The organism is Caballeronia sp. GAWG1-1 (assembly GCF_023631465.1).
Classification (GTDB): domain Bacteria; phylum Pseudomonadota; class Gammaproteobacteria; order Burkholderiales; family Burkholderiaceae; genus Caballeronia.
Genome location: NZ_JALQDB010000037.1, coordinates 255,628 through 278,778, shown reverse-complemented (window position 1 = coordinate 278,778; position 23,151 = coordinate 255,628). Strand labels below are relative to the sequence as shown.

General features: G+C 61.8%; 22 protein-coding genes. 13 read left to right on the top strand and 9 right to left on the bottom strand.

Annotation, left to right across the window (positions count from 1 at the left end):
* Positions 1 to 11: 11 nt before the first annotated feature.
* Positions 12 to 1,619 carry a rhodanese-related sulfurtransferase gene (locus NCT03_RS26380; protein ID WP_250494493.1) on the top strand — a complete coding sequence of 536 codons (1,608 nt, stop codon included), beginning with the start codon at positions 12 to 14 and terminating at the stop codon, positions 1,617 to 1,619.
* 218 nt (positions 1,620 to 1,837) lie between these two features.
* Here NCT03_RS26380 and NCT03_RS26375 read toward each other — a convergent pair whose 3' ends face one another.
* The 6 genes from NCT03_RS26375 to NCT03_RS26350 all read right to left on the bottom strand — a co-directional run bounded on the left by NCT03_RS26375 (position 1,838) and on the right by NCT03_RS26350 (position 7,642).
* Positions 1,838 to 2,635: an ATP-binding cassette domain-containing protein gene (locus NCT03_RS26375; protein WP_250494492.1), complete on the bottom strand. Its 798-nt coding sequence runs from the start codon at positions 2,633 to 2,635 to the stop codon at positions 1,838 to 1,840.
* Positions 2,632 to 3,435, bottom strand: coding sequence for an aliphatic sulfonate ABC transporter permease SsuC (gene ssuC / locus NCT03_RS26370; protein ID WP_250469224.1), 804 nt, complete (start codon positions 3,433 to 3,435; stop codon positions 2,632 to 2,634). Before ssuC ends, NCT03_RS26375 begins: the two co-directional genes overlap by 4 nt.
* 8 nt (positions 3,436 to 3,443) lie before the next feature.
* Positions 3,444 to 4,592: an FMNH2-dependent alkanesulfonate monooxygenase gene (gene ssuD / locus NCT03_RS26365; RefSeq protein ID WP_250469223.1), complete on the bottom strand. Its 1,149-nt coding sequence runs from the start codon at positions 4,590 to 4,592 to the stop codon at positions 3,444 to 3,446.
* 160 nt (positions 4,593 to 4,752) lie between these two features.
* On the bottom strand, positions 4,753 to 5,721 hold the full coding sequence (locus tag NCT03_RS26360; protein ID WP_250494491.1) for a sulfonate ABC transporter substrate-binding protein: 969 nt from the start codon (positions 5,719 to 5,721) through the stop codon (positions 4,753 to 4,755).
* A gap of 206 nt (positions 5,722 to 5,927) precedes the next feature.
* Entirely contained in the window at positions 5,928 to 7,265 is a 1,338-nt protein-coding gene (locus NCT03_RS26355) for an LLM class flavin-dependent oxidoreductase (protein ID WP_250494490.1), read from the bottom strand.
* Between the two features lie 116 nt (positions 7,266 to 7,381).
* On the bottom strand, positions 7,382 to 7,642 hold the full coding sequence (locus tag NCT03_RS26350) for a hypothetical protein (protein WP_244830921.1): 261 nt from the start codon (positions 7,640 to 7,642) through the stop codon (positions 7,382 to 7,384).
* Between the two features lie 227 nt (positions 7,643 to 7,869).
* Here NCT03_RS26350 and NCT03_RS26345 point away from each other — a divergent pair, with 227 nt between their 5' ends.
* Positions 7,870 to 8,697 carry a MetQ/NlpA family lipoprotein gene (locus tag NCT03_RS26345; protein WP_250494489.1) on the top strand — a complete coding sequence of 276 codons (828 nt, stop codon included), beginning with the start codon at positions 7,870 to 7,872 and terminating at the stop codon, positions 8,695 to 8,697.
* A gap of 70 nt (positions 8,698 to 8,767) precedes the next feature.
* On the opposite strand, the gene NCT03_RS26340 is transcribed toward NCT03_RS26345, so the two are convergent.
* Together NCT03_RS26340 and NCT03_RS26335 are read right to left on the bottom strand one after the other, a co-directional pair.
* The gene (locus NCT03_RS26340; RefSeq protein WP_250494488.1) at positions 8,768 to 10,108 is read right to left on the bottom strand and encodes an LLM class flavin-dependent oxidoreductase; all 1,341 of its coding nucleotides are present in this window, start codon (positions 10,106 to 10,108) and stop codon (positions 8,768 to 8,770) included.
* A 113-nt stretch (positions 10,109 to 10,221) separates the two neighbouring features.
* Entirely contained in the window at positions 10,222 to 11,580 is a 1,359-nt protein-coding gene (locus NCT03_RS26335) for an LLM class flavin-dependent oxidoreductase (RefSeq protein WP_250494487.1), read from the bottom strand.
* 429 nt (positions 11,581 to 12,009) lie between these two features.
* Between NCT03_RS26335 and NCT03_RS26330 the strand changes: the two genes are divergently transcribed.
* From NCT03_RS26330 to NCT03_RS26310, 6 genes are all read left to right on the top strand, one after another.
* Positions 12,010 to 13,401 carry a cytochrome ubiquinol oxidase subunit I gene (locus NCT03_RS26330; protein WP_244830925.1) on the top strand — a complete coding sequence of 464 codons (1,392 nt, stop codon included), beginning with the start codon at positions 12,010 to 12,012 and terminating at the stop codon, positions 13,399 to 13,401.
* A 34-nt stretch (positions 13,402 to 13,435) separates the two neighbouring features.
* On the top strand, positions 13,436 to 14,434 hold the full coding sequence (gene cydB / locus NCT03_RS26325; RefSeq protein WP_250494486.1) for a cytochrome d ubiquinol oxidase subunit II: 999 nt from the start codon (positions 13,436 to 13,438) through the stop codon (positions 14,432 to 14,434).
* Between the two features lie 22 nt (positions 14,435 to 14,456).
* Positions 14,457 to 14,582, top strand: coding sequence for a hypothetical protein (locus tag NCT03_RS33890; RefSeq protein ID WP_255784860.1), 126 nt, complete (start codon positions 14,457 to 14,459; stop codon positions 14,580 to 14,582).
* A 152-nt stretch (positions 14,583 to 14,734) separates the two neighbouring features.
* Complete coding sequence (locus NCT03_RS26320; protein ID WP_250494485.1) at positions 14,735 to 16,270, top strand: cryptochrome/photolyase family protein; 1,536 nt, start codon at positions 14,735 to 14,737, stop codon at positions 16,268 to 16,270.
* A gap of 67 nt (positions 16,271 to 16,337) precedes the next feature.
* A complete protein-coding gene (locus tag NCT03_RS26315; RefSeq protein WP_250494484.1) occupies positions 16,338 to 16,643 on the top strand; it encodes a DUF4148 domain-containing protein in 306 nt (101 codons plus the stop codon).
* 71 nt (positions 16,644 to 16,714) lie between these two features.
* On the top strand, positions 16,715 to 17,113 hold the full coding sequence (locus NCT03_RS26310; RefSeq protein WP_250494483.1) for an FKBP-type peptidyl-prolyl cis-trans isomerase: 399 nt from the start codon (positions 16,715 to 16,717) through the stop codon (positions 17,111 to 17,113).
* A gap of 89 nt (positions 17,114 to 17,202) precedes the next feature.
* Here NCT03_RS26310 and NCT03_RS26305 read toward each other — a convergent pair whose 3' ends face one another.
* Entirely contained in the window at positions 17,203 to 17,745 is a 543-nt protein-coding gene (locus NCT03_RS26305; protein ID WP_250494482.1) for a carbonic anhydrase, read from the bottom strand.
* A 269-nt stretch (positions 17,746 to 18,014) separates the two neighbouring features.
* On the opposite strand from NCT03_RS26305, the gene NCT03_RS26300 reads away from it, so the two are divergent.
* From NCT03_RS26300 to NCT03_RS26280, 5 genes are all read left to right on the top strand, one after another.
* The gene (locus tag NCT03_RS26300) at positions 18,015 to 18,962 is read left to right on the top strand and encodes a GlxA family transcriptional regulator (protein WP_250494481.1); all 948 of its coding nucleotides are present in this window, start codon (positions 18,015 to 18,017) and stop codon (positions 18,960 to 18,962) included.
* Between the two features lie 234 nt (positions 18,963 to 19,196).
* Positions 19,197 to 19,688 (top strand): polyhydroxyalkanoate granule-associated phasin, encoded by a 492-nt coding sequence (locus tag NCT03_RS26295; protein ID WP_244830932.1) that lies wholly within the window; start codon positions 19,197 to 19,199, stop codon positions 19,686 to 19,688.
* A gap of 77 nt (positions 19,689 to 19,765) precedes the next feature.
* On the top strand, positions 19,766 to 20,566 hold the full coding sequence (locus NCT03_RS26290; protein ID WP_244830933.1) for a class I SAM-dependent methyltransferase: 801 nt from the start codon (positions 19,766 to 19,768) through the stop codon (positions 20,564 to 20,566).
* Between the two features lie 481 nt (positions 20,567 to 21,047).
* Positions 21,048 to 21,239, top strand: a complete 192-nt coding sequence (locus NCT03_RS26285; RefSeq protein WP_250494480.1) for a hypothetical protein — start codon at positions 21,048 to 21,050, stop codon at positions 21,237 to 21,239.
* Positions 21,240 to 21,521: 282 nt separating this feature from the next.
* Entirely contained in the window at positions 21,522 to 23,123 is a 1,602-nt protein-coding gene (locus NCT03_RS26280; RefSeq protein ID WP_250494479.1) for a histidine kinase famiy protein, read from the top strand.
* The last annotated feature ends 28 nt before the right edge of the window (positions 23,124 to 23,151 follow it).

Genomic DNA, 23,151 nt, shown 5'->3' with positions numbered 1-23,151 from the left:
GACCGCACGACATGAAGACCTATCCCGTTCGCACCTTCGAGGACGTGCGCGAGCGCTTGCTTGCCCGCCAGGAGATCGCGCTGCTCGACGTGCGTGAAGAAGATCCGCATGCGCAGAGCCATCCGCTTTTCGCAGCCAATTTTTCGTTGACGCGTCTCGAACTCGACGTGCATGCGCGTCTGCCGCGCCGCGATGTGCCGATCGTTCTCTTCGACGCCGGCGAAGGTCTCGCCGTGCGCGCCGCCGACAAGCTCGACGCGCTCGGCTACACGAACATCGCGCTGCTCGCAGGTGGTCTCGATGGCTGGATTCGCGCGGGCGGCGAAGTCTTTCGCGATGTCAACGTGCCGAGCAAGGCCTTCGGCGAGTTCGTCGAAGCGAAGCGTCACACGCCTTCGCTTTCCGCTGAAACGCTCGACGCGCTGCAGAAGAACGGCGACGATCTCGTCGTGCTCGACGCACGCCGCTTCGACGAATATCAGACCATGAACATTCCGGGCAGCGTGAGCGTGCCCGGCGCGGAACTCGTGCTGCGCGCACGCGCGCTCGCGCCCGATCCGGCTACGCGTATCGTCGTGAATTGCGCGGGGCGCACGCGCAGCATCATAGGCGCGCAATCGCTCGTGAATGCAGGGCTGCCGAACAAGGTCGCGGCGCTGCGCAATGGGACGATCGGCTGGACGCTCGCGGGGCAGACGCTGGAACACGGCAGCAAGCGCCGTTTCGAGGATGACACGGGACGCGCGCCTCGCGATCTGCAAGCGTCACGGCAGGCCGCGTTTGCCCTTGCGCAACGTGCAGGCGTTCGACGTTCCTCGCTCGATGAAGCCGCGCGCTGGGCGCGCGATACGTCGCGCACGACGTATCGTTTCGATGTACGCACGCCAACCGAATACGAAGCCGCGCACGCGCCCGGTTTTCAGAGCGCGCCGGGCGGTCAGCTCGTGCAGGAAACGGAGATGTTCGCGCCGGTGCGCGGCGCGCGCGTCGTGCTCTTCGACGATGACGGCGTGCGCGCCAACATGACCGCCTCATGGCTCGCGCAGATGAACGTCGAAGCGTATGTCGTCGATGAAGCCGGCCCCGATGCGTTGACCGAGAGCGGCCCGTGGCGTCCCGAACGGCCCGCGCCCGCTCCCGTGCCGACCATCGCGCCGAAGGAATTGTCGGCTTTACTCGACGATCCCGCGAGCGGCGTCGTGTTGCTCGACGTTGCACCGAGCGCAAACTACGTGAAGGCGCATATCGTCGGCGCGCACTGGATTCTGCGTTCGCGCATCACGCCCGCTCACGACGATCTGCGCGACCTTCCCGATGCGAAGCGCTACGTCGTCACATGCGGCACGAGCGCGCTTGCGCCCTACGCCGCAGCTGAAATCGCGACGCTCACGAACAAGCCCGTGCATGTGCTCGAAGGCGGCAACGCCGCGTGGGTGCGCGCCGGTTTGCAGACCGAAGGCGGGGAAGCACGGCTTGCGTCGCCACGCATCGACCGGTACCGCCGTCCGTATGAAGGCGTGGGCAATGCGCGCGAAGCCATGCAGGCTTATCTCGACTGGGAATACGGCCTCGTCGCGCAACTGGAGCGCGATGGCACGCATGGGTTTTTCGTGGTGTGATGCCTGGAGAAAGGCGCGTGGTCGGTTCTCATGGCGACGCGCCTTTGCGCAATGGCCGCGAACGGTCTTTATATCAATGGTCGGGGTTCCAGGCTGCGTTGGGTTTTGGATCGCGGCGCATGCCCGTGTTCGCTCGATGAACCCGAGCCGAGGTTGGCATGACATCGTCCCGTACGTTCTAATGCGGAAATACGCGAAAAACGTCCAAACCCCAGCCCTCACGACCGCCGCAGAACCCGCGACAAAACCGCCTCCTCCAACTCCGCAAACCCCTCCGCCGCACGCGAGCGCGGACGCGGCAGCGCCACTTTCGTATCCAGCGTGATACGCCCTTCCTCGATCAGCACCACGCGGTCGCCAAGCGACACCGCTTCCTGCACGTCGTGCGTGACAAGCAGTGCGGTGAATCGATGCTCTCGCCACAGCCGTTCGATCAACCCGTGCATTTCGATGCGCGTCAACGCATCGAGCGCACCGAGCGGTTCATCGAGCAGCAGCAAGTCCGGCCGATGCACCAGCGCCCGCGCCAGCGCCACGCGTTGCCGCTGACCGCCCGACAACTGCGAAGGCCAGTCGCGTTCGCGCTCGGAAAGGCCCACTTCAGCAAGCGTCGCGCGGGCTTCGTCACGCGCCGAACGCGGCAGACCGAGCATCACGTTGTCGAGCACGCTCTTCCACGGCAAAAGACGCGCGTCCTGAAACATGATGCGAACCTGCAACTCGGCATCCGGCGTGGCGGCCCGGCGTTGCAGCACGCCAGCCGTGGTCGCTTCGAGGCCGGCGATCAGCCGCAGCAGCGTGGACTTGCCGCAGCCGCTGCGTCCGACGATCGACACGAAACTGCCGCGCTCGATCGAAAAATCGAGCTTCGACAACACCGTGCGCTCGCCGAAACGCTTCTCCACGCCTTGCAGCGATACCGCGAGATCGCCCTCTGCCGCACGCACGACCGAGCCTGAACGAGGAGCATGACGCGCGATAACGCCACGTTCGAGAGTGGGATTCACCGTGCTCATGTGCGCGCCTTGGTCTGATAAGCCGGATGCCAGCGTAGCGTGACGCGCTCGATGGCCCTTGCCGCCATGTCGGCGAGCTTGCCGAGCAGCGCGTAGAGCAGAATGCCGACGAGCACCACATCGGTCTGCAAAAATTCGCGGGCGTTCATCGTCATATAGCCGATGCCCGATTGCGCCGAAATGGTCTCGGCGACGATCAGCATTACCCACATCAGCCCGAATGCGAAGCGCACGCCGACGAGTATGGACGGCAACGCGCCCGGCAAGATCACATGCCGATACAACGCCATGCCCGACAGCCCGTAGCTGCGCGCCATCTCGATGAGATCGCGATCCACCGAACGAATGCCGTGATACGTGTTCACGTAGATGGGAAAGAACACGCCGAGCGCAACCAGCACGAGTTTCGCTTCCTCGCCAATGCCGAACCACAGGATCAGCAAGGGAATCATCGCGAGTGCAGGGATGTTGCGGATCATCTGCACAGTCGAATCGAGCGCGACTTCCGCAGGCTTGAAAAGCCCCGTGGCCAGGCCGAGCACGAAGCCGGTGGCGCCGCCCATCGCAAAGCCCGCGAGTGCACGCCACGCACTGACCTTCACGTTGGCCCACATGTCGCCGGACAAGATGAGCGCCCACGCCGCCTTCACCACGGCGAGCGGTTCGGGCAGCACGCGCGAAGAGAGACCGCCCGTGCGCGCCGCCGCTTCCCATGCGACGAGAATCAGCAGCGGCACGATCCAGGGCAGCGCCTTTGCACCGATGCCGCCCAAAGCCGTTCGAGCAGATTGATTTGCCATGACGATACTCAGCTTTGCGCGACCTTCGGCAGTTCGGACGTGCCGATCACTTCGCCGAACGGCCCCGAGAGCGGCCCGTTCACCGCTTCTTTTTGCTGGCGCGGCAAGAGCGGGAACACGAGTTCGGCGAACCGATACGACTCTTCCAGATGCGGATAGCCCGAGAGAATGAAGGTATCGATACCGAGTTCCGCGTACTGCTTCATGAGACCGGCGACCTGTTCCGGATTGCCGACGAGCGCCGTGCCCGCGCCGCCGCGCACGAGGCCGACGCCCGCCCACAAATGCGGATACACCTCGAGCTTATCGCGATTGCCGCCATGCAACGCGGCCATGCGGCGCTGTCCTTCCGAATCCATTTTCGCGAACGACGCTTGCGCGCGCTGAATGGTTTCATCGTCGAGCTTGCTGATGAGGCGGTCCGCGTCGGCCCAGGCTTCCTTTTCGGTTTCCCGCACGATCACATGAAGGCGAATGCCGAACTTGATGCTGCGGCCTTCGGCGGCAGCGCGCTTGCGGATGTCCGCGAGCTTTTTCTCGACTTCGGCGGGCGGCTCGCCCCACGTGAGATAAGTGTCGATATGCTTGGCCGCGATCTCGTGCGCAGCCGGCGACGACCCGCCGAACCATAGCGGCGGATGCGCCTTCTGCACCGGCGGATACAGTACCTTGCCGCCTTGCGAACGCAGATGCTTGCCGTCGAAATCGATACTGCCGTTGTCGTGAGACTTTTCGAGCAGACCGCGCCAGATGCTCAGGAACTCGTCGGTGATTTCGTAGCGCGTGTCGTGGCTTTCGAAGACGCCATCGCCCGCGAGTTCGGTCGGGTCGCCGCCCGTCACCACGTTGATGAGCAAGCGCCCGTTGGAAAGCCGGTCGAACGTCGATGCCATGCGCGCCGAGAGCCCCGGCGTACTCAAGCCCGGCCGGATCGCGACGAGAAACTTGAGGCGCTTGGTGGCGGGAATCAGGCTCGAAGCCACGACCCAGGCGTCCTCGCAAGAACGGCCCGTCGGCAAGAGCACGCCTTCGTAGCCGAGCGTGTCGGCGGCGACCGCGATCTGGCGGAAGTAGTCGTAATTAGCGGCACGCGCGCCTTGCGACGTGCCGAGATAACGACTGTCGCCATGAGTTGGAATGAACCAGAAAACATTCATCGGGAGGTCTGCCTTTCGAATTCGTTGTGTCGTGAAGACGGGCATGCGGCTTTGCGAAACAGCCCGACGCTCGGGTCAGTCTAGCGACGCGGCGACGCTTGCCCAACCATCGATTCGCGCTAAGAATGTGCGCGAAACTGCTAACCCGAATTACTGAGAATTACGCGACGTTCCAGCGCGCTTCGGTGACGTCGAGCTTCTTCGGAATGAGCTTGAGGTTGCTGAAAACGTCGGCGATCTGCTGCTGATATTCGAGCGTTGCAGGCGCGACGCTCTGCACGCCGTAAGCCGTCCGTTTCAGCGCGACTTCGAGAATGCCCGCATCGAGACCGACGAGGGGCGCGAGTTGCGTGGCGACGGCAGGGATGTTGTCGCGCGCCCAGCGATCGACCAGATCCAGTTCTTCGAGCACGGCACGCACGAGTTGCGGTTGCGCGGTGGCGAACTTGCGCGTGGCGAGGTAGTACTGGATGTTGCGCACGAGGTTCGTGCCATCGGTGATTTGACGCGCGTTCGCCTGCTTCTCGGCGGCGGCGAGATACGGGTCCCAGATCGCCCATGCATCGACGCTGCCTTGCACGAAGGCGGCGCGCGCATCGGCGGGGGCGAGATAGATGGGCTGGATATCCGTGTAGGCCAAACCCGCTTTCTTGAGCGCTTCCACGAGCAGATAGTGAACGTTGGAGCCTTTGTTCAGCACGACTTTCTTGCCGCGCAGCTCGGCCACCGTTCGAATGGGCGAATCCTTCGGCACGACGATGGCTTCGGCGCGCGGCGCGGATGGCTCGTTGCCGACATAGACGAAATCGACACCCGCGGCTTGCGCGAAGATCGGCGGCGTTTCACCGACGGTGCCGATATCCACCGCGCCCGCGTTGAGCCCTTCGAGCAATTGCGGACCAGCGGGAAATTCGAGCCATTGCACGGTGACGCCTTGCGCCGCAAGCCGCTTGTCGAGCGTGCCGCGTGCCTTCAACACCACGAAGTTGCCGTACTTCTGATAGCCGATGCGCAAGGTCTTGCCTGCATCGGCGGCAAAGAGGCGGCTCGACGCGAAGGCGCCTGCGCTGACGGCGGCCAGTTGCGCGAGCGCACGCCGGCGCGACAGCGAGAGAGAACGATCGGACATGCGGAGTTCCTTGGGATAGGGTCGTAAAGCCGAAGCAGACAGGCGCCAGAGCGTCTTCAGAAAAGACGTCTATAGCCATCAATCCCTACTATGCGAGACGCGCGCCAAAAGCGGAACCAAGCAAATGTCATTTGCAAATGAATACGCCGTGACGCGGCTAGGCGCACGGCGCATATAAGGCGGTGGATGCGTGTGTGCGAATAAGCTTATGCGTTATTCGCGGGGAAAAAGCGGTTGCCGGGTCTTGGTAAACCGAAGTGCTCGCGCAACGTGTTGCCTTCATACGCGCGCCGGAAAATGCCACGCCGCTGCAATTCCGGCACCACCTTGTCGACGAAATCGTCGAGACCCGCGGGCAGATACGGGAACATCACGTTGAAGCCGTCGCTGCCTTCCTCGGCGAGCCACTGCTCCATTTCATCGGCGATATCGGCTGCCGTGCCGATCATCTGCAAGCCCGAAAAGCCGCCCGCGCGTTGCGCCAGTTGCCGGATGGTCAGCCCTTCCGTGCGCGCCATTTCGACCACGCGTTCGCGCGCGCTCTTGCTCGCATTGGTCTCGGGAATCTCGGGCAAGGGACCATCGGGATCGAACGAGGAGACATCGTGGCCGAGCGCGATGGAAAGCGAAGCGATACCGCTTTCGTAATGCACGAAGGTATCGAGCAATGCGCGCTTCTCGCGTGCTTCCTCGCGCGAGTCGCCTACCACGACGAACGCGCCGGGAAGAATCTTCAGATGCTCGCGCGGGCGGCCGAGTGCATCGAGCCGGCTCTTTACATCCGCAAAAAAACGCTTGCCCGCGGCCAGATTCGGTTGCGAGGTGAAGACCGCGTCGGCGGTTTCAGCCGCAAGCTGCTTGCCCGCTTCCGATGATCCGGCCTGCACGACGATCGGCCAGCCTTGCACCGGCCGCGCGATGTTCAACGGGCCGCGCACCGACAGATATTCGCCCTTGTGACCGAGCACGTGAAGTTTGGCGGGATCGAAGAAGAGGCCGCTTTCGGTGTCGCGCACGAACGCGTCGTCGGCCCAGCTGTCCCACAGGCCCGTGACGACATCATAGAACTCGCGCGCGCGGCGATAGCGCTCGTCGTGCTCCATGTGATCCTCGCGGCCGAAGTTCAATGCGGCATCCGGGTTCGACGTGGTCACGAGGTTCCATCCGGCGCGTCCGTCGCTCAAGTGATCGAGCGAGGCAAAGCGCCGCGCGATGTGATACGGCTCGTCGAATGTCGTCGATGCCGTCGCGACCAGCCCGATCTTCTCCGTCACCGAAGCCAGCGCGGAAAGCAGCGTGAACGGCTCGAAGGATGTCGCGGTGTGGCTGCGTTTGAGCGCGTCCACGGGCATGTTGAGCACGGCGAGGTGGTCGGCCATGAAGAATGCGTCGAAACAGGCGCTCTCAAGCTTCTGCACGAACTGCTTGAGATGGCGGAAATTGAAGTTGGCATCCGCATACGCGCCGGGAAAACGCCACGCGCCGGTATGCAGGCTCACCGGCCGCATGAATGCGCCGAGATGGAGTTGTCGGGAAAGGGTCATGTGAAAATCGGTTCGAGTCCAGGTCGGCGCTTACGTTACTTCAGGCATGCAAACGTTGCTTGGATCGACGATGAACCGACGCGCCGGAATCGTGGCGCGTCGATGCGAATGCGGATTCAGTGCGGCGGAAGATCGGCGGGCGACTGAAATAGATCGACCGTATAGCCCATGTTGAAGTAGCCCGCGCGCGCATAGAGCGCGATGTGTTCGAGCCGGTCGGCGCGCGTGCTTTCGTCGTCGGGCAGCTCGATTACGCTCGTGGCATTGCAGCCGCATGCGGCGCGCGCACGTTCCAGCGACCGCAATTGCCAGCGCTCACGCATGCGTCCGGCGGGCGCGTAGATGGCTTGGAGATAGTGCGACAGGAACTGCGGCATGGCTCATCCCCTTCAAATGGTGAATGAATCAAATCTAGGCCGCCCGCAACGCTTTCACAAACAAGGTTTTCTGCAAAGCAATACACCGCCTGCATGCCTTATATAGCGCTCAAACCGCCCGTGACGGCAAACGAAAAGGCGCTATATCGATAGCGCTCGATATTATTTGTCGCGAGGCGCTGCCGCCTCTAGCATCACGTCTCTCCCAACTTATCAGCTTTTGCCCCATGAAAATAAAGTCGCCAATAAAAACCGCGCTGTTTTCCCTGCTGCTTGCATGCGGCGTGATGAGCGCCGCACCGTCGTTCGCGGCAAATCAGACGGTGCGCGTGGGCATCATGTCGGGCGAGGACGAGGATGTCTGGCGCACGGTGGCGGCCAACGCAGCCAAACAGGGCCTGACGGTGAAGGTCACCACTTTCGCGGATTACACCCAGCCGAACGAAGCGCTCGCGCAACACGATCTCGACGCCAACTCGTTCCAGCACAAGCCTTATCTCGATGCGCAGATTCAGGCGCGCCATTACGACATCGTGCCGGTCGGCTTCACTTACGTGCAGCCTATCGGGCTTTATTCGCGCAAGGTGAAGTCGGTCGCCGCGCTGCCGCAGAACGCAACCATCGCCGTGCCGAATGATCCGAGCAATGAAGGCCGTGCGCTCTTGCTGCTGCAGGCGAATGGCGTCATCAAGCTGCGCGACAACGTCGGGTTGCTGCCGACGGCGCGTGACATTGCCGACAATCCGAAGCATGTCCAGATCAAGGAACTCGATGCGGGTATCGTCGGCCGCGCGATCGGCGACGTGGACGCTGCCGTGGTGAACACCGACTGGGCCATCAAAGCGGGCATCCAGATTCCGCAGGAACGCATTGCGCAGGAGAAAGTGCCGGGCAATCCGTATCGCAACTTTCTGGCGGTGAACGCGAAAGATGCGCAGGCGCCGTGGGTCAAGACGCTGCAGACGAGTTATCAGCAGGCCAACGTCGCCGCGACGATCCTGAAGGTGTATCACGGTGCGACCTTGCCGGCATGGGACGGCGCGCCGCAGAAGTAATGCGCGTGTGATGTAAGCGACGACGCCCGGCATGACCGGGCGTCGATCGTCTGAGCGCTGTCTAACTCGCCTAAACCGCCTCTTCCACTCGATAGCCCGCCGGCACGTCGAGCCCGAGATGCCCGCGCAAGGTAGTCCCTTCGTAAGCGCGCCGGAAGATTCCGCGCTTTTGCAGAATGGGCACGACGCCATCGACGAAGGCTTCGAGCCCGCCCGGCAACGCGTCGGGCATGAGGTTGAAGCCATCGGCGGCGCCGTTCTCGAACCAGTGCGCGATGTCCTCGGCAACCTGTTCGGGCGTGCCGACGATCACGCGATGCCCCCCGCCGCCCGCCAACGCGCGGATGAGTTCGCGCACCGTATAGCCATGCGCGCGCGCCTGCGCGATGGTCGCGTGGAAGAACGTGTGATTACCGTTGCCGTTGTTGGGCAGCGTGAGATTCTCGGGAAGATGCTCGTCGAGCGAGAGCGAATCGGCCGGAATGCCGAGCGTGCCGGCAATCCGGTTCAGGCTGTAGCGCCATGGAATGAGATCGACGAGTTCATCGCGACGGCGGATGGCTTCGGCCTGCGTCGCGCCGATGATCGTCGTGAGACCCGCGAGCACTTTCACCGCATGCGGCCCGCGTCCGTAGCGCGCCGCACGCACGTTCAGATCCTCGCGATACGCCTTCGATTCGTCGAATGATTGCGACGCCGAGAACACCGCTTCCGCATGACGCGCCGCGAGATCACGCCCGTCGCCGGATGCGCCCGCCTGCACGAGCACCGGATGCCCTTGCTTCGAGCGCGGCAGATTGAGCGCGCCTTGCACCGCGAAGAAGCGTCCGCGATGCGCGGCGGGATGCAGCTTGCCGAGATCGACGAACTGGCCGGTCCCTTTGTCGGCAACGAGCGCATCGTCCTCCCAGCAATTCCACAACGTCTTCACGAGCGTGGCGAACTCTTCCGCACGCGCATAGCGTTCGGCGTGATCCGGGACGGCTTCCAGCCCAAAGTTGCGTGCCGAAGGCAGATCGGCCGTCGTTACCATGTTCCAGCCCGCGCGGCCGCCGCTGATCAGATCGAGCGTGGCGAAGCGCCGCGCAAGGTTGAACGGCTCGTTGTAACTCGTGGATGCCGTCGCGATCAGCCCGATATGCTTCGTCGCGGCCGCGACGCTCGCGAGCAGCAGCGTGGGTTCGAGCGCCGTGATCGGGCGCATGTCGAGTTGGTCGGTGATCGCGGCGCTATCGGCGAGGAAGATCGCGTCGAGACAGCCACGCTCCGCGATCTGCGCGAGACGCACGTAATGATCGATATCGATGAAGGCGCGCGGATCGGCGTCGGCCAGACGCCATGCGGAAGGCACGAAGCCGGAATGAAGCGCGTTGATGTTCAGATGCAACTGGCGCGGGGCTTCGCCGCTCATGGGTGACACTCCGGGAAAAGTCGGACCTTCGATTGTCCGATGCGAACCGGGTGCCGCGCCACGAACAATTTCGTGGATTCATATTCGCTGGGGCGCTAAGGGACTAGCGGCATTTATCGATAGCTCGCGCCGACGTGCGGCGCCTGCAGATAGGCGCCGTTGCCAAACAGCTTCTCGCGCAGGGTGCCTTCTGCATATTCGGTCTTGTATGCACCGCGCCTTTGCAGCTCGGGCACGAGATATTGGACGATATCGTGGAACGTGCGCGGCGACTCTACCCACGCGAGATTGAAGCCGTCGATATCCGTTTCTTCCACGAGCGCCTGCAATTCGTCGGCAACCTGAGCCGCATCGCCGACCACGACCGCGCCGCGTCCGCCGATCGTCACGAATTCCACCGCATCGCGCACGGTCCACACGCGTTCCGGGTCCAGCTTGCTGAACGATGCAAGTGCGGACTGGCCGGCATCGGTATCGACGTAAGCGAGGGTATCGTCGGGCTTATAGCGCGAAAGATCGATGCCCGTCCAGCCGGATAACAACGCCAGGGCACCTTCGTAACTCGCGCGCGCCTGATACGCGGCATAGCGTGCCTGCGCGCGTTCGGCGGTTTCATCGACGATCACGGTCAGCATGGCGAACAGCAATGCGCTGTCCGGTGCGCGGCCCGCCTCCGTGAGCGCGCTGCGGATGGACTGCGCCGACTTGCGCAAGCCATTGCGCGTGGGCGCGCCGAGAAAGATGCATTCCGCATGCTTGGCCGCGAATGCCGTGCCGCGCGTCGATCCGCCCGCCTGGAACAGAAGCGGCGTGCGCTGCGGCGAAGGCTCGCACTGAAAAATGCCTTCGCTTTCGAAGTAGCGGCCCTTGTGTGTGATCTTGCGCACGCGCGCGGGGTCGGCGTAGATGCCGCGTTCGGCATCGCGCAACAATGCGCCTTCTTGCCAGCTTCCTTCCCAAAGTTTGTAGCAAACTTCGAGAAACTCATCGGCGCGATCGTAGCGTTCGTCATGGGCGCGCAGTTCCGTCTGCCCGAGACTCAACGCGCCGCTTTGCAGATACGACGTCACCACGTTCCATGCGACGCGTCCCCGGCTCAACTGATCGAGCGTCGTGAAGCGCCGCGCCAGCAGATACGGCGCTTCATAAGCCACCGATACCGTCACGCCGAAGCCCAAGTGCTTGGTCGCGTGCGCCATCAAGGGAATCAGCGGCACGGGGTCGTTCATCGGCACCTGGGCGGCGGTGCGCAACGCGGCGGCGGGACTGTCGCCGTAGACATCGTAGATGCCGGTGACATCGCCGAGAAAGAGGCCGTCGAAACAGCCCTCTTCCAGCACCTTTGCAAGCTCGACCCAATAGCGGGTGTCGAGATAGCCGACTGAATCGTCTGCAGGCGCTGTCCACTGACCGGGCGCGAGATGCCCCACGCAATTCATCATGAAGGCATTGAACCGGATCTGGCGAGGCATAATCGACTTGGCTGGACGCGTGAAAACCTTCGAGTCTAGTCATTTGATCGCGCTTGGAGAAAGGCCGTATCGTCATGCGCTTATTACCGTCGGAAGAATATGCAAAGCGCGGATGCATCTATAAGCGGCATCCATGAGGCTGGCGCGCCGTCTTGCTCCGACGAACCCGCGCATTTCAGATTCGCACGCTATTTGTCTTCCCGCCCGCGCGCCAGCGGCATGTCGCCCTTTCGCTATACATACGTATAAATGCCGAAGGTGTTTGCAGAAGCCATGATGTCGTCAGATTGACACCGGCCCGTCAGGCGTTTCCAAGAAGCGAACGCCCCGGCCCGATGACGTGGCCCGTGATTCGCCATGCGCGGATCACGGTTCGATGAACCGCGCCAAGGTCCGCCGGGCTAGCGCGCAGCCTTGGTGGATGCTCCGATGAATCTCGACGCTCTCGACCTTTCGCGCCTTCAGTTCGCCTTCACGGTCTCGTTTCACATCATTTTTCCGGCATTGAGCATCGGGCTTGCGAGTTTCATCGCCGTGCTCGAAGGCTGCTATCTCAAGACCGGCAAGCCGCATTACAAAGTGCTTTGTCTCTACTGGTCGCGCATCTTCGCCGTGGGCTTCGGCATGGGCGTGGTGTCGGGCGTGGTCATGGCCTATGAGTTCGGCACCAACTGGTCGGGCTTCGCACGCTTTGCCGGACCCATCACCGGTCCCTTGCTCACCTATGAAGTCATGACCGCCTTCTTTCTCGAAGCGGGCTTTCTAGGCATCATGCTGTTCGGCTGGGAGAAGGTCGGCCCGAAAGCGCATTTCGGCGCGACAATTATGGTGGCGATCGGCACGCTGATCTCCACGTTCTGGATTCTCTCGTCCAATAGCTGGATGCAGACGCCGCAAGGCTTCAGGATCGAGAACGGACACGTGGTTCCGGTCGACTGGTTCGCCATCGTGTTCAACCCGTCGTTCCCGTATCGGCTCGCGCATATGACGCTTGCGGCGTTCATCGTCGCCGCGCTCGTGGTTCTGGCAACGGGCGCATGGCATCTGCTGCGCGGCAGGCGCGACGCGGAAACGCGAACCATGGTGTCGATGGCGCTCTGGCTGCTGCTCGTGCTCGCGCCGGTTCAGGCGCTCGTGGGCGACCAGCACGGTCTCAACACGCGGCGCTATCAGCCTGCGAAGATCGCGGCGATAGAAGGCCTTTGGCAAACCGAGAAAGGCGGCACGGCGCTCAATCTCATCGGCTTTCCCGATATGAACGCGGAAGTCACGCGTCACGCGATCCAGATCCCGCATCTCGGCAGCTTGATTCTCACGCATAGCTGGGACGGCGAGATTCGCGGGCTCAAGGACTTTCCCAAAGCGGACCGGCCGAATTCGTCGCTGATCTTCTGGACCTTCCGCGTGATGGCCGGTCTCGGCATGCTGATGATTCTCGTCGCCGTGACGGGTAATCTGCTCAGGCGCGGCGGACGCTTATTCGAAGCGCGCTGGTTCCAGTGGACCGCCGTCCTGATGGGCCCGACTGGTTTCATCTCGCTGCTCGCCGGATGGATCACGACGGAAGCGGGCCGCCAGCCCTGGGTGGTCTATGGCGTGTTGCGCACCTCCGATGCAGTCTCGCCCATCACACAGGCTTCCGCCGGGCTTTCCCTGCTGCTGTTCGTGCTGGTGTATTGCCTCGTCTTCGGCATCGGGCTCTACTACATCTTCCGCATGATCGGCCAGGGACCGCAAGGAACGCCGCCGCTGCCTGCCGACGCCACGCGCGATCCCACCGAAGCCACGGGCCGCCGCCCCTTCTCCGCCGTCTCGCGCTAACCGTGCGGCACGCCAAATCACGTGAGGTGACGAAATGGATCTGACAATCGTTTGGGCTGCGATCATCGCCGCAGGCATCTTCATCTACGTGGCGCTCGATGGCTTCGACCTCGGCGTCGGCATGATCTTCCCGTTCTTTCCCGACGATGCCGAACGCGACCTGATGATGCACAGCATCGCGCCGATATGGGACGGCAACGAAACCTGGCTCGTGCTCGGCGGCGCCGCGTTGTTCGCGGCCTTTCCGCTTGCGTATTCGATCGCGCTGTCGGGGCTTTACCTGCCGATCATCTTCATGCTGGTGTGTCTGATCTTTCGGGGCGTGAGCTTCGAAGTGCGCGCCAAGGCAACGCGCACGAAAAATATCTGGAACCTGTTCTTCATCTGCGGCTCGGCTGGCGCGAGCTTTTTTCAGGGCGTGATTCTGGGTGCCTATCTGCACGGCATACCCGTGAGCCAGAACGCATTCTCGGGCGACCCGTTCTTCTGGATCGCACCTTTTCCGTTTCTCACAGGGCTTGGTCTCACATGCACCTATGCGCTGCTGGGCGCGGGTTATCTCGTCCTCAAGACGGATGGCGATCTGCAACGACGCATGCGCGCGCTCATCCTTCCGCTCACGGCCGTGCTGCTTGCGTTCATCGCGGTCATATCCGTGTGGACGCCGCTCACCGATGCGCGCATCGCCGAACGCTGGTTTCATTCGTCGTTTCATCTCTGGCTGTATCTGGTGCCGGTCGCGGTGGTGCTGACGGCGGTCGCCATGTACTTCGCGATCGAGCGCGAGTCAGAGGCCGGTCCGCTCGCTATCGCGCTGCTGCTCGTGTTCCTGGGCTATATCGGGCTGCTCTTGAGCGTGTGGCCTTATGCGTTGCCGGGCAGCGTGACCTTATGGGAGGCGGCATCGCCGGAAACGAGTCAGGCGTTCACGCTCGTGGGTGCGGTCATCATCATTCCGATCATTCTGGCTTATACGACGGTGGGCTATTGGGTGTTCCGGGGCAAAGTGAAGCCCGGCTCGGCTTATCACTAATCTCGCGCGGAGGATGACGCTTATGAAACCGAGCCCGGCACTCCGCCGCTTTCTCTGGTTCGTGCTGCTCTGGTGCGTGGGTGTGGCGGGTACCGCGCTCATTACTTACCCCTTCCACTATCTTGCCGTCAAGGCGATGGGGCATTGACCGAGCCGACGTTCTCGCGCAAAGAGAGTCGACAAAACGTCCACACGCAGGCGTATTCGCGTTGCCAAAGCGGCGATCCGGGTTGCGATGCACGCCGGGCGTCTGGATTGCTGGCATCAGGAGGTTGCCGCCAAAATCTCCACGCCATCGCCATGACTACCTTGCGCCTGATTCTCGGCGATCAGTTGAACCCCGCGCATAGCTGGTTCGTCGAGCCCGACGCCACCGTGCATTACGTCATGATGGAGGTGCGTCAGGAGACGGATTACGTGCTGCATCACGCGCAGAAGATCATCGCCATCTTCGCGGCGATGCGCCGTTTTGCGGACGGTTTGCGTGAGGCTGGACAGCGCGTTCACTATCTGAAGATCGACGATACGGCCAACGAGCACTCCGTTCCCGCGAATCTGGACGCGTTGATTGCGTCGCAGGGAATCGATCGCTTCGAGTATCAGGCACCCGACGAATGGCGGCTCGATCATCAGCTCGACGCGTATGCGAAGGCGCTGCCGATCGCCACGCAAATGGTCGACAGCGAACACTTCTTCACCGGGCGCCACGAAACGAAGCAGTTCTTCGACACCCACGGCAAGGGACAATGGCTGATGGAGCGGTTCTATCGGCATATGCGTACCCAGCATGGCGTGCTGATGGAAACGGAGCATCGGCCAGCAGGCGGCCAGTGGAATTACGATCACGACAATCGCCGCGCATGGCATGGCGAGCCGCCGCCGCCCGAAGACCCTCGGCCGGTGCATGACCATTCGAAGCTATGGCGCAATATCGTCGCCGCAGGCGTGAACAGCTTCGGCAATCCGCAGGCCGCGCGTATTCGCTGGCCGCTCGATCGTGCAGAAGCGCTCCAGCATCTCGCGCGCTTCATCGAGGAAGCCTTGCCGAACTTCGGCGCATGGCAGGACGCAATGAGCACGCACGAGCCGCGTCTCTTCCACTCGCAGCTTTCGTTCGCGCTCAACACGAAGATGCTCAACCCACGCGAAGTGGTCGAAGCGGCTGAAGAGGCGTATCGCGCGCACCGTGCCGAATTGCCTTCGGTGGAAGGCTTCATTCGGCAGATCATCGGCTGGCGCGAATACATTCGCGGCGTGTACTGGGCGCAGATGCCGCGCTACGCAAGCAAGAACGTGTTCCGTCACAAGCGCGCGCTGCCGCAGTGGTTCTGGACCAGCGACACTCGCATGCGTTGCCTGAAGCATGCGGTCGGCCAGTCGCTCGAAGAGGCGCACGCGCATCATATTCAACGGCTGATGATCATCGGCAATTTTGCGTTGCTCGCGGGTCTCTCCGTCCCCGAAGTCTGTGCGTGGTATCTCGGCGTTTATATCGATGCCTTCGAATGGGTCGAGTTACCCAACACGCTAGGCATGAGCCAGTTTGCCGACGGCGGCTTGATGGCGAGCAAACCTTATGTTTCGAGCGCCGCGTACATCGACCGCATGAGCGACTACTGTAAAGGCTGCGCATACGACAGAAAAGGCCGCAACGGAGAAGACGCTTGTCCCTTCAACGCGCTCTACTGGGACTTTCTCGCGCGCAACGAGGCGACGCTCGGGCGTAATCATCGGCTTACGATGATCTACAAGCAGTTGAGCCGGATGCCCGATGAAGAACGCGCGGCCATAGCCACGAAAGCGCGTGCGCTGAAGGCGAATCTGGATTCGCTATGATGGCCCGCACGGTGTAACGTTGGCTGGCACGCAGCGCTTGAGAACTGGACTTCACTGGAGACATGACATGAAGCACTCGCCGAGATTCCGGCCTCTGATTTGCGCGACGGCCATCCTGCTCACCGGTTGCGCCACCAGCATGCAGAACGGCACGACGCATCTTAGCCCTGCACAGTGCCGCGATCTGACCGCGCTCAAGAACAATGCGCCGATCACATCCGAGCGTAATCGCAGCGAATTGGCGGCGCTGGAAACGGCGGGCTATCACCCGTCCATGTTTTTCGATCCGTATTACCCCGACGATCTGCAAGCGGCGCAACGTCAGGTGGATCGTTGGTATCAAGTGGAATGTCAGCCGATGCCGCCAAGCTGAAACGCCGCGTGCCGACTCGGGACGAGGGAACGCGCCCGATATAATCAGGTTTTGACAAACGAGGATCTCGCATGAAATTCGTCATTGCTTTGCTTGCTGCTTCGACTCTTGCATCGACTGCATTCGCTGCAAACCCGGTCGACAAGTTGCCGTCGGGTGTCGTCGTCGAACACATCAAGCAAGGAACGGGACCGCAACCTACCGCCGACGACGTCGTGCGCGTGAACTATCGCGGCACGCTCGCGAACGGCACCGAATTCGACGCGTCGGACAAGCACGGCGGCCCTGCCAGCTTCCCGCTCGGTCGCGTGATTCCCTGCTGGACGCAAGGCGTGCAGAAGATGAAAGTCGGCGGCAAGGCCAAGCTGACGTGCCCGACAGCGACCGCTTACGGCGAACGCGGTATAGGCTCGATTCCGCCGAACAGCGATCTCACGTTCGAGATCGAGTTGCTTGGCATCGGAAAGTAAGCCGTTACCAGGATCGCTCAAAGGCATGCTGCCTTGCCCGGAAGTTGTCCGGCAAGGCAGCATGCAAGGGCGCTCGCCGCACCGGTCAATCAGGCAGCCGCTTCACGCAACGGCGCCGGCGGAACAACCGTTTCGACACGACCGGTCTTTACGTCATAGACCAAACCCGACAGCACTAGATCATCCGGCAACGTCGTATTGGCCTTGAGCGCCGCGACGTCCAGCGCGACTGCCTGGTATGGCTCGGTAATGGCAAGGGCATCGAGCGCGGAAGGCTCGACGTCGAGATACTGCGCAAGCAGCGCAGGCGCATGCCGATGGCATCCGATGATCCCGCAATCCGTATGCTGAAGCAGCACGAGGTTGCGCCCGCCATTCGGGCGTCCGGCCGCACGCGCCACGACGCTCAGCACGGCCAGCGTTTCGAGCAATGATCGATTGAGACGCCCGCCCACGTTGCGGATTACCGCCGCTTCGCCTTGTTCCAGCCCAAGCACGGCGGCAGGATCGACACGCGGATCCACACAGCCAACGACAATCGTCCCCAGCGACGGCAGCATCTTCAGTTCAGGCTCGAACCGCGTTTGAACGAAGTGCGCGTTACGTTCCGCGATGAGTTGGTTGAAGTCCATGTCCTTTCTCCTGGCGATCAAGGCAAATAGCCCGATGGTTGTATTCGGTGCGCGGCGCCCGCTCAAGACAATACTTTTAGACCATGCCTTCGCGGCTTTAAAGGACCGCCACTATCTGCTCGGCTGCGGCCCGGGCGATTTGCGACGCAATGTTCGTCGTCTCACTCGATGCGAGCGGATGCGGAAATCGCTTGTACCTTAACGTTCCGCGCCGTTACGATCCATGTCGTAGTTGCCACCATTCAGGACATCACACGGCGGGACTAACCATGCATCGGATCGGTTTCATCGTGCCGCAAAGGTTTCAGATGATGAGTCTTGCGGCCTTGACGGCGTTCGAACTGGCGAACCTTCCGCCGACCGGCCCGTACTACGACATTCGTCTGTTGTCCGAACACGGTGGCTTGATCGAGTCGTCGGGTGGCATGACGCTTTCGACGGAGGCTTTCGACGACCCGGCTTTCGACACTGTCATCGTCGGGTCGATCACCGAACTCAAAATGCCTTCATTCGATGCGAATCTGATCGCGTTCGTGCAAGCGGCGGCCAAGGCATCGAGACGGATTGCTTCCATTTGCAGCGGCGCTTTCGTGCTCGCCGAAGCGGGACTGTTGGACGGACGGCGCGCGACTATGCACTGGGCGCATGCACCCGAATTCAGGGCGCGTTTTCCGGACGTGACGACGAACGAGGACCGGATCTTCATCAACGATGGCCCGGTCTGGACCTCGGCCGGCATGACCGCCGGCATCGATCTCATTCTGGCGCTGATCGACAATGACCTCGGCCCGGATGCCGCGAAGCTCGTCGCCCGGCTTCTCGTAATGCATCAGCGTCGGCTCGGCGGGCAGAAGCAGCATTCCGCGTTGCTCGAGATGACGCCTAGGTCCGATCGTATCGAGTTGGTCGTCGCGCACATTCGCCGCAATCTGCGCAATCCACTCACGGTCGAGGAACTCGCGGCGGTGGCGAACCTTAGCCCGAGGCAATTCAGCCGAGCGTTCATGGCCGAAACGGGTCAGTCGCCGGCCAAGGCCGTTGAACAGATTCGGCTGGAAGCCGCGAGATTCATGATCGAGCAAGGGCGTCACACGATCAACGTGGTCGCCGATGAAACCGGCTTCGCCGACCGCGAACGCATGCGTCGCGCGTTCTTGCGGACCTTTGGCGTACCCGCCGATGTGCTGCGCAGGAACGCACGCAGCGAACTGCGTTGAAAACTAGCTGATCGTCGCTTATGAACGACCGTTCTTTTCATGCAGGCATCGCATTGCTCGACTAATAGCAGCGACATGTGCTTTTATGTTGCGTCGCAACATTTATCGGCCTATCATGGGCCTTTGCATTGCTCGCGGTTCCACTAGCCGCGCTCGCATCGTCAAGTTGCAGTCAACAATCGACAATCGTCAGTAGGCCATCCGCCTAGTTTCCACTATCAAAGGAGCGCCTACATGGCCGCATCTACGTCCGCTTCCCCCCTTCGCGACCTCTCGACCAGCTGGCTCGAAACGCTCTCCGACGCAAGCGAAATGTTCCGCGCGACCTCGCAGGTGGTGGGACATCGCACGGTCCGCATGGCAATGGCGGGACCGTTGCCGAGCGAGCGCGATCAAACCGAATTCAGCCTGATGAGCACCGAAAAGAAAGAAGCCGCGACGGAAGCGTTGCAAGCGCTCGGCTCCGGCTGTCTCACCCTTGCCATCACCCTCGCCGCCGACACGACGCGGCTCATCTGGGAAGCCTCCTCCGCGACTATCGCGCTGGCATCCAGCCAGACTGCGTCACAATGGCTGGAGCGGCAGGCCGTTTTGCTTGGCGTCGTCAATAATGCGCCGATCAATCCGCTGCGTCTGGCCAATTCGGCCACGCACGTGATCCAGGAAACGCTTGCTCCCATTCACGACCGCGCGACAGCCAATGCCAAACGGCTAGGTGCCTTGTGAGCACCGCGACTGTCCCGTTACGGCGCCGACGTGCCGCCGCGCGCCAGTCGAAAAGCGGCGAAGCGAAGGCAGATATCGTGGTGAACCTTCAGGGCGTATCGGAAACGATGCTGTGGACGCTGTATGACCGCGCGTGCGAGGCCAGACGGCCGAACCCCGTGCTGTCCGATCCCGAGAGTTCCAGAATCTGCGCTGCGATCGATTACGACTTCGCGGGACGCTTCGGTGTCCCGGACGGCTCGTTTGCGGCACGCGCCGCCGAGATCGATCATCTGGTCTTGCGCTGGCTCGAAGATCATCCGAATGGCGTAGTCGCTTCGCTGGGCGAAGGCCTTGAAACTCAGGCACACCGTGTCGATAACGGCCGCATGAAGTGGCTCACCGTCGACCTTCCCGCTGCCATCGCGTTTCGGGAGAATTTTTTGCAGCCATCGAAGCGCTTTCGTCACATTGCGGCGAGCGCGCTCGATCCGCTGTGGGCAAAAGAGATCGATTCGGACGGCGATGTGCTGGTCGTCGCTCAAGGCTTGCTGATGTACCTCGACCCGGCGGCGGTGAAGCGCCTGTTCAACGATATCGCCGCGCGCTTTCCCAAAGCCCAGATGATCTTCGATGTCATACCGCAATGGTTTTCGTCGCTGACCATGTGGGGTGTGATGAAAACGCCGTACTATCGCTTACCGCCAATGCCGTGGGGCATCGATACCAACGACATCGAAGCTTGTCTGCGCGCGTGGTCACCGGGCATCGAATCGGTGAGCTTGCTCGAATACCGCGCGCCGCGTGGCTGGCCGAGGCTCGCGGACAACTTGATCCGCATGCATCCGGGCAGCGAAAAGTATCTGCCGTGTCTGGTGCATGTGACGCTGGGTCGGTAGGATTATTTCACTTTCGCTTCGCTTCGGCGTGCAAGTCGCGGGGCGCATGACTCGACACCTGAGTCGTTTTGCCAGTTCCAAACGCCTTCCCAGGCAAGCCATCCTCCGTCTACCGGTACTTCCTGTGCGCGTCTCCAGGGGTGCTGTCGCAGTCCGCGCTGGCAATCGAACGAACCTCCCTCGCTCGTCTACCGCTTGGCCTGCAAGCCACGCAAGCCCTACCGCAAGTCCAACGCGTTCCCCATCTAGACCGCCTTTTTGACATTCGGAACGATTCATGCTGATTGTTAAGGATCACCGAGGGTCGTGGTCAGGGGATGTCTCCTGACGCGGTGATTTCGCCGGGCAGAGAGTCGACAGACCCGCCATTGCGCGCCGCCCGTGGCAGGCCCGTCGCGGGTGCTTTTTGGCTTTTGCCGAATACCTCAGGCGCCTTGCCATTGCGCTTGCAACAGACCTTCAACTGGAATCAAGGGACGACATGAACTACAAACCCATGCCTTCGGGTAATGCAAAGCAGCACCCCGCCGATAAAACCGATTCGCTGACTGACGACGAAGTCCAGGAAAAACTGGATAACGGCGACAGTGAGAAGATCGACTCGGTGCTCGACGATCTGGATGTCACGGACAGCCCGGAGGACAAGGATCAGGCAGACAAGCCGGCTACCTAAAATACGACGTGGTAGAGCACGAGAGGCGCTCATTGAAACGCGGGCACTCGATGTCGCGAATTGTGCGGCCTTGAGCGTTGCCAAGCGTAATGCACCGGACCAAGCCGAAAATCGAGCGCAAACCGCTTGGCGGCAGCTTTGTCTTCGTGGCGGTGAGGCTTCGATGGCGTATCGAACCATCATTCGCCCCCGGTGCTCAACCAGCTCGTGCAAATAATCCCTCGCAGCCGGCGCAGAGCGCGCAAACTGCGTGTCTGCGGAAACGTTCTGCGAGCAGCGATCATGCACTCACCCATACATGGCCCACGACCTTTCGTCGAACAAAACCGGGGACTCGACCCGCGCCGGGACGATCTGTTCTTCGCGGCCGCCACCACCACGCGCACGCCCATGCTGGTGGCGGACGCGCGCCTTCCCGACTACCCGATCATTTTTGCCAACGATGCCTTTCGCAAGCTCACGGGTTACACCGACGCCGAGATCTACGGCCGCAATTGCAGGTTTCTACAAGGTCCGGACACCGACCTGACGGCGCTTGCCGATCTCCGCGTCGCGCTGAAGGAAGGCAGAGAGTTTGCCGCCGAAATCCTGAATTATCGAAAGGACAAGACGACATTCTGGAACGAGCTTTTCATTGCGCCCATCTTCACCGAAGAGAACGAACTCGTGTACTTCTTCGCGTCCCAGGTCGATGTGAGCCGCAGGCACGAAGCCGAAGAAGGTCTGCATCAGGCGCGGAAAATGGAAGCGCTCGGTCAACTGGCCGGCGGCGTGGCGCACGATTTCAATAACCTGCTGCAAGTCATGGTCGGTTATGTCGATCTGCTCGACCTCAGCGTCAAGACCGATGCACGCGACGAAACCATCCTGAAGAACATCGCCAAGATTCGCGGCGCGGTCAAAACGGCGTCGTCGCTCACACAGCAAATGCTGTTGTTCGCGCGCAAGCAGGTGCTGGTCGGGCGCACGGTGAACCTGAACGGCATCTGCGACGACTTGTTGGAACTCGCGCGTCACACGCTCGGCGACACCATTTCAATCCGCACGGAATTTGCCAGTGACTTGCGCAATTGCCAACTGGACGTCGGGCAACTCGAAATGGCCATGCTCAATATCATCCTGAATGCGCGCGACGCATTGAGCGGCCAAACCGACGCGCAAGTGCTCCTGCGCACGGATAACTTCGAACTGACGAAGGCCAATTCAACAGGCCTCGTCGATTTACCCGAAGGACGCTACGTCACGCTATCCATCACCGACAACGGCACGGGCATGACGCCGGAAGTCGCCGGCAAGGTGCTGACGCCGTTCTTTACCACCAAGGGCCGTGGCAAGGGCACGGGGCTTGGCTTGAGCATGGTGGCTTCGTTCGCGCGTCAGACAGGCGGCGCGCTCACCATATCGTCCGACTACGGCGTCGGCTCGACGCTCACGTTCTATTTCCCCTCGGTGGATGTGGCCGAGGAGGCGTCGCAAGATACCTCGCACGTGATCAGCCAAAGGGGAACCGAGAAAGTGCTGATCGTGGATGACCGGCGCGACGTGGGCGAAGTCGCGCAAGCCATGCTCGACGAAATGGGCTATTCGACGAAGCTCGCGCTCAACGCAGCGGACGCGCTGGCCATTCTCGCATCCGACGAAGCATTCGATTTGCTCTTCACGGACTTCGTGATGCCGGGTGCGTTGACCGGCGCGGGACTCGCGCGCGAAGCCAAGCGTCTGAAGCCCGAACTGCGTGTACTGGTGGCGACGGGCTACGCCGAAACCATCGAGGATATCGCCGATGCAAATGGCGTGCGCTTCAAGGTCATCCACAAGCCTTATCGTCAGGCCGATCTTGCACGCGAAGTACGCCTGGTGCTGGACGACCCGCGCTGGCGATAACGTCGCCGTGCCAATCCGCTAAAACCGT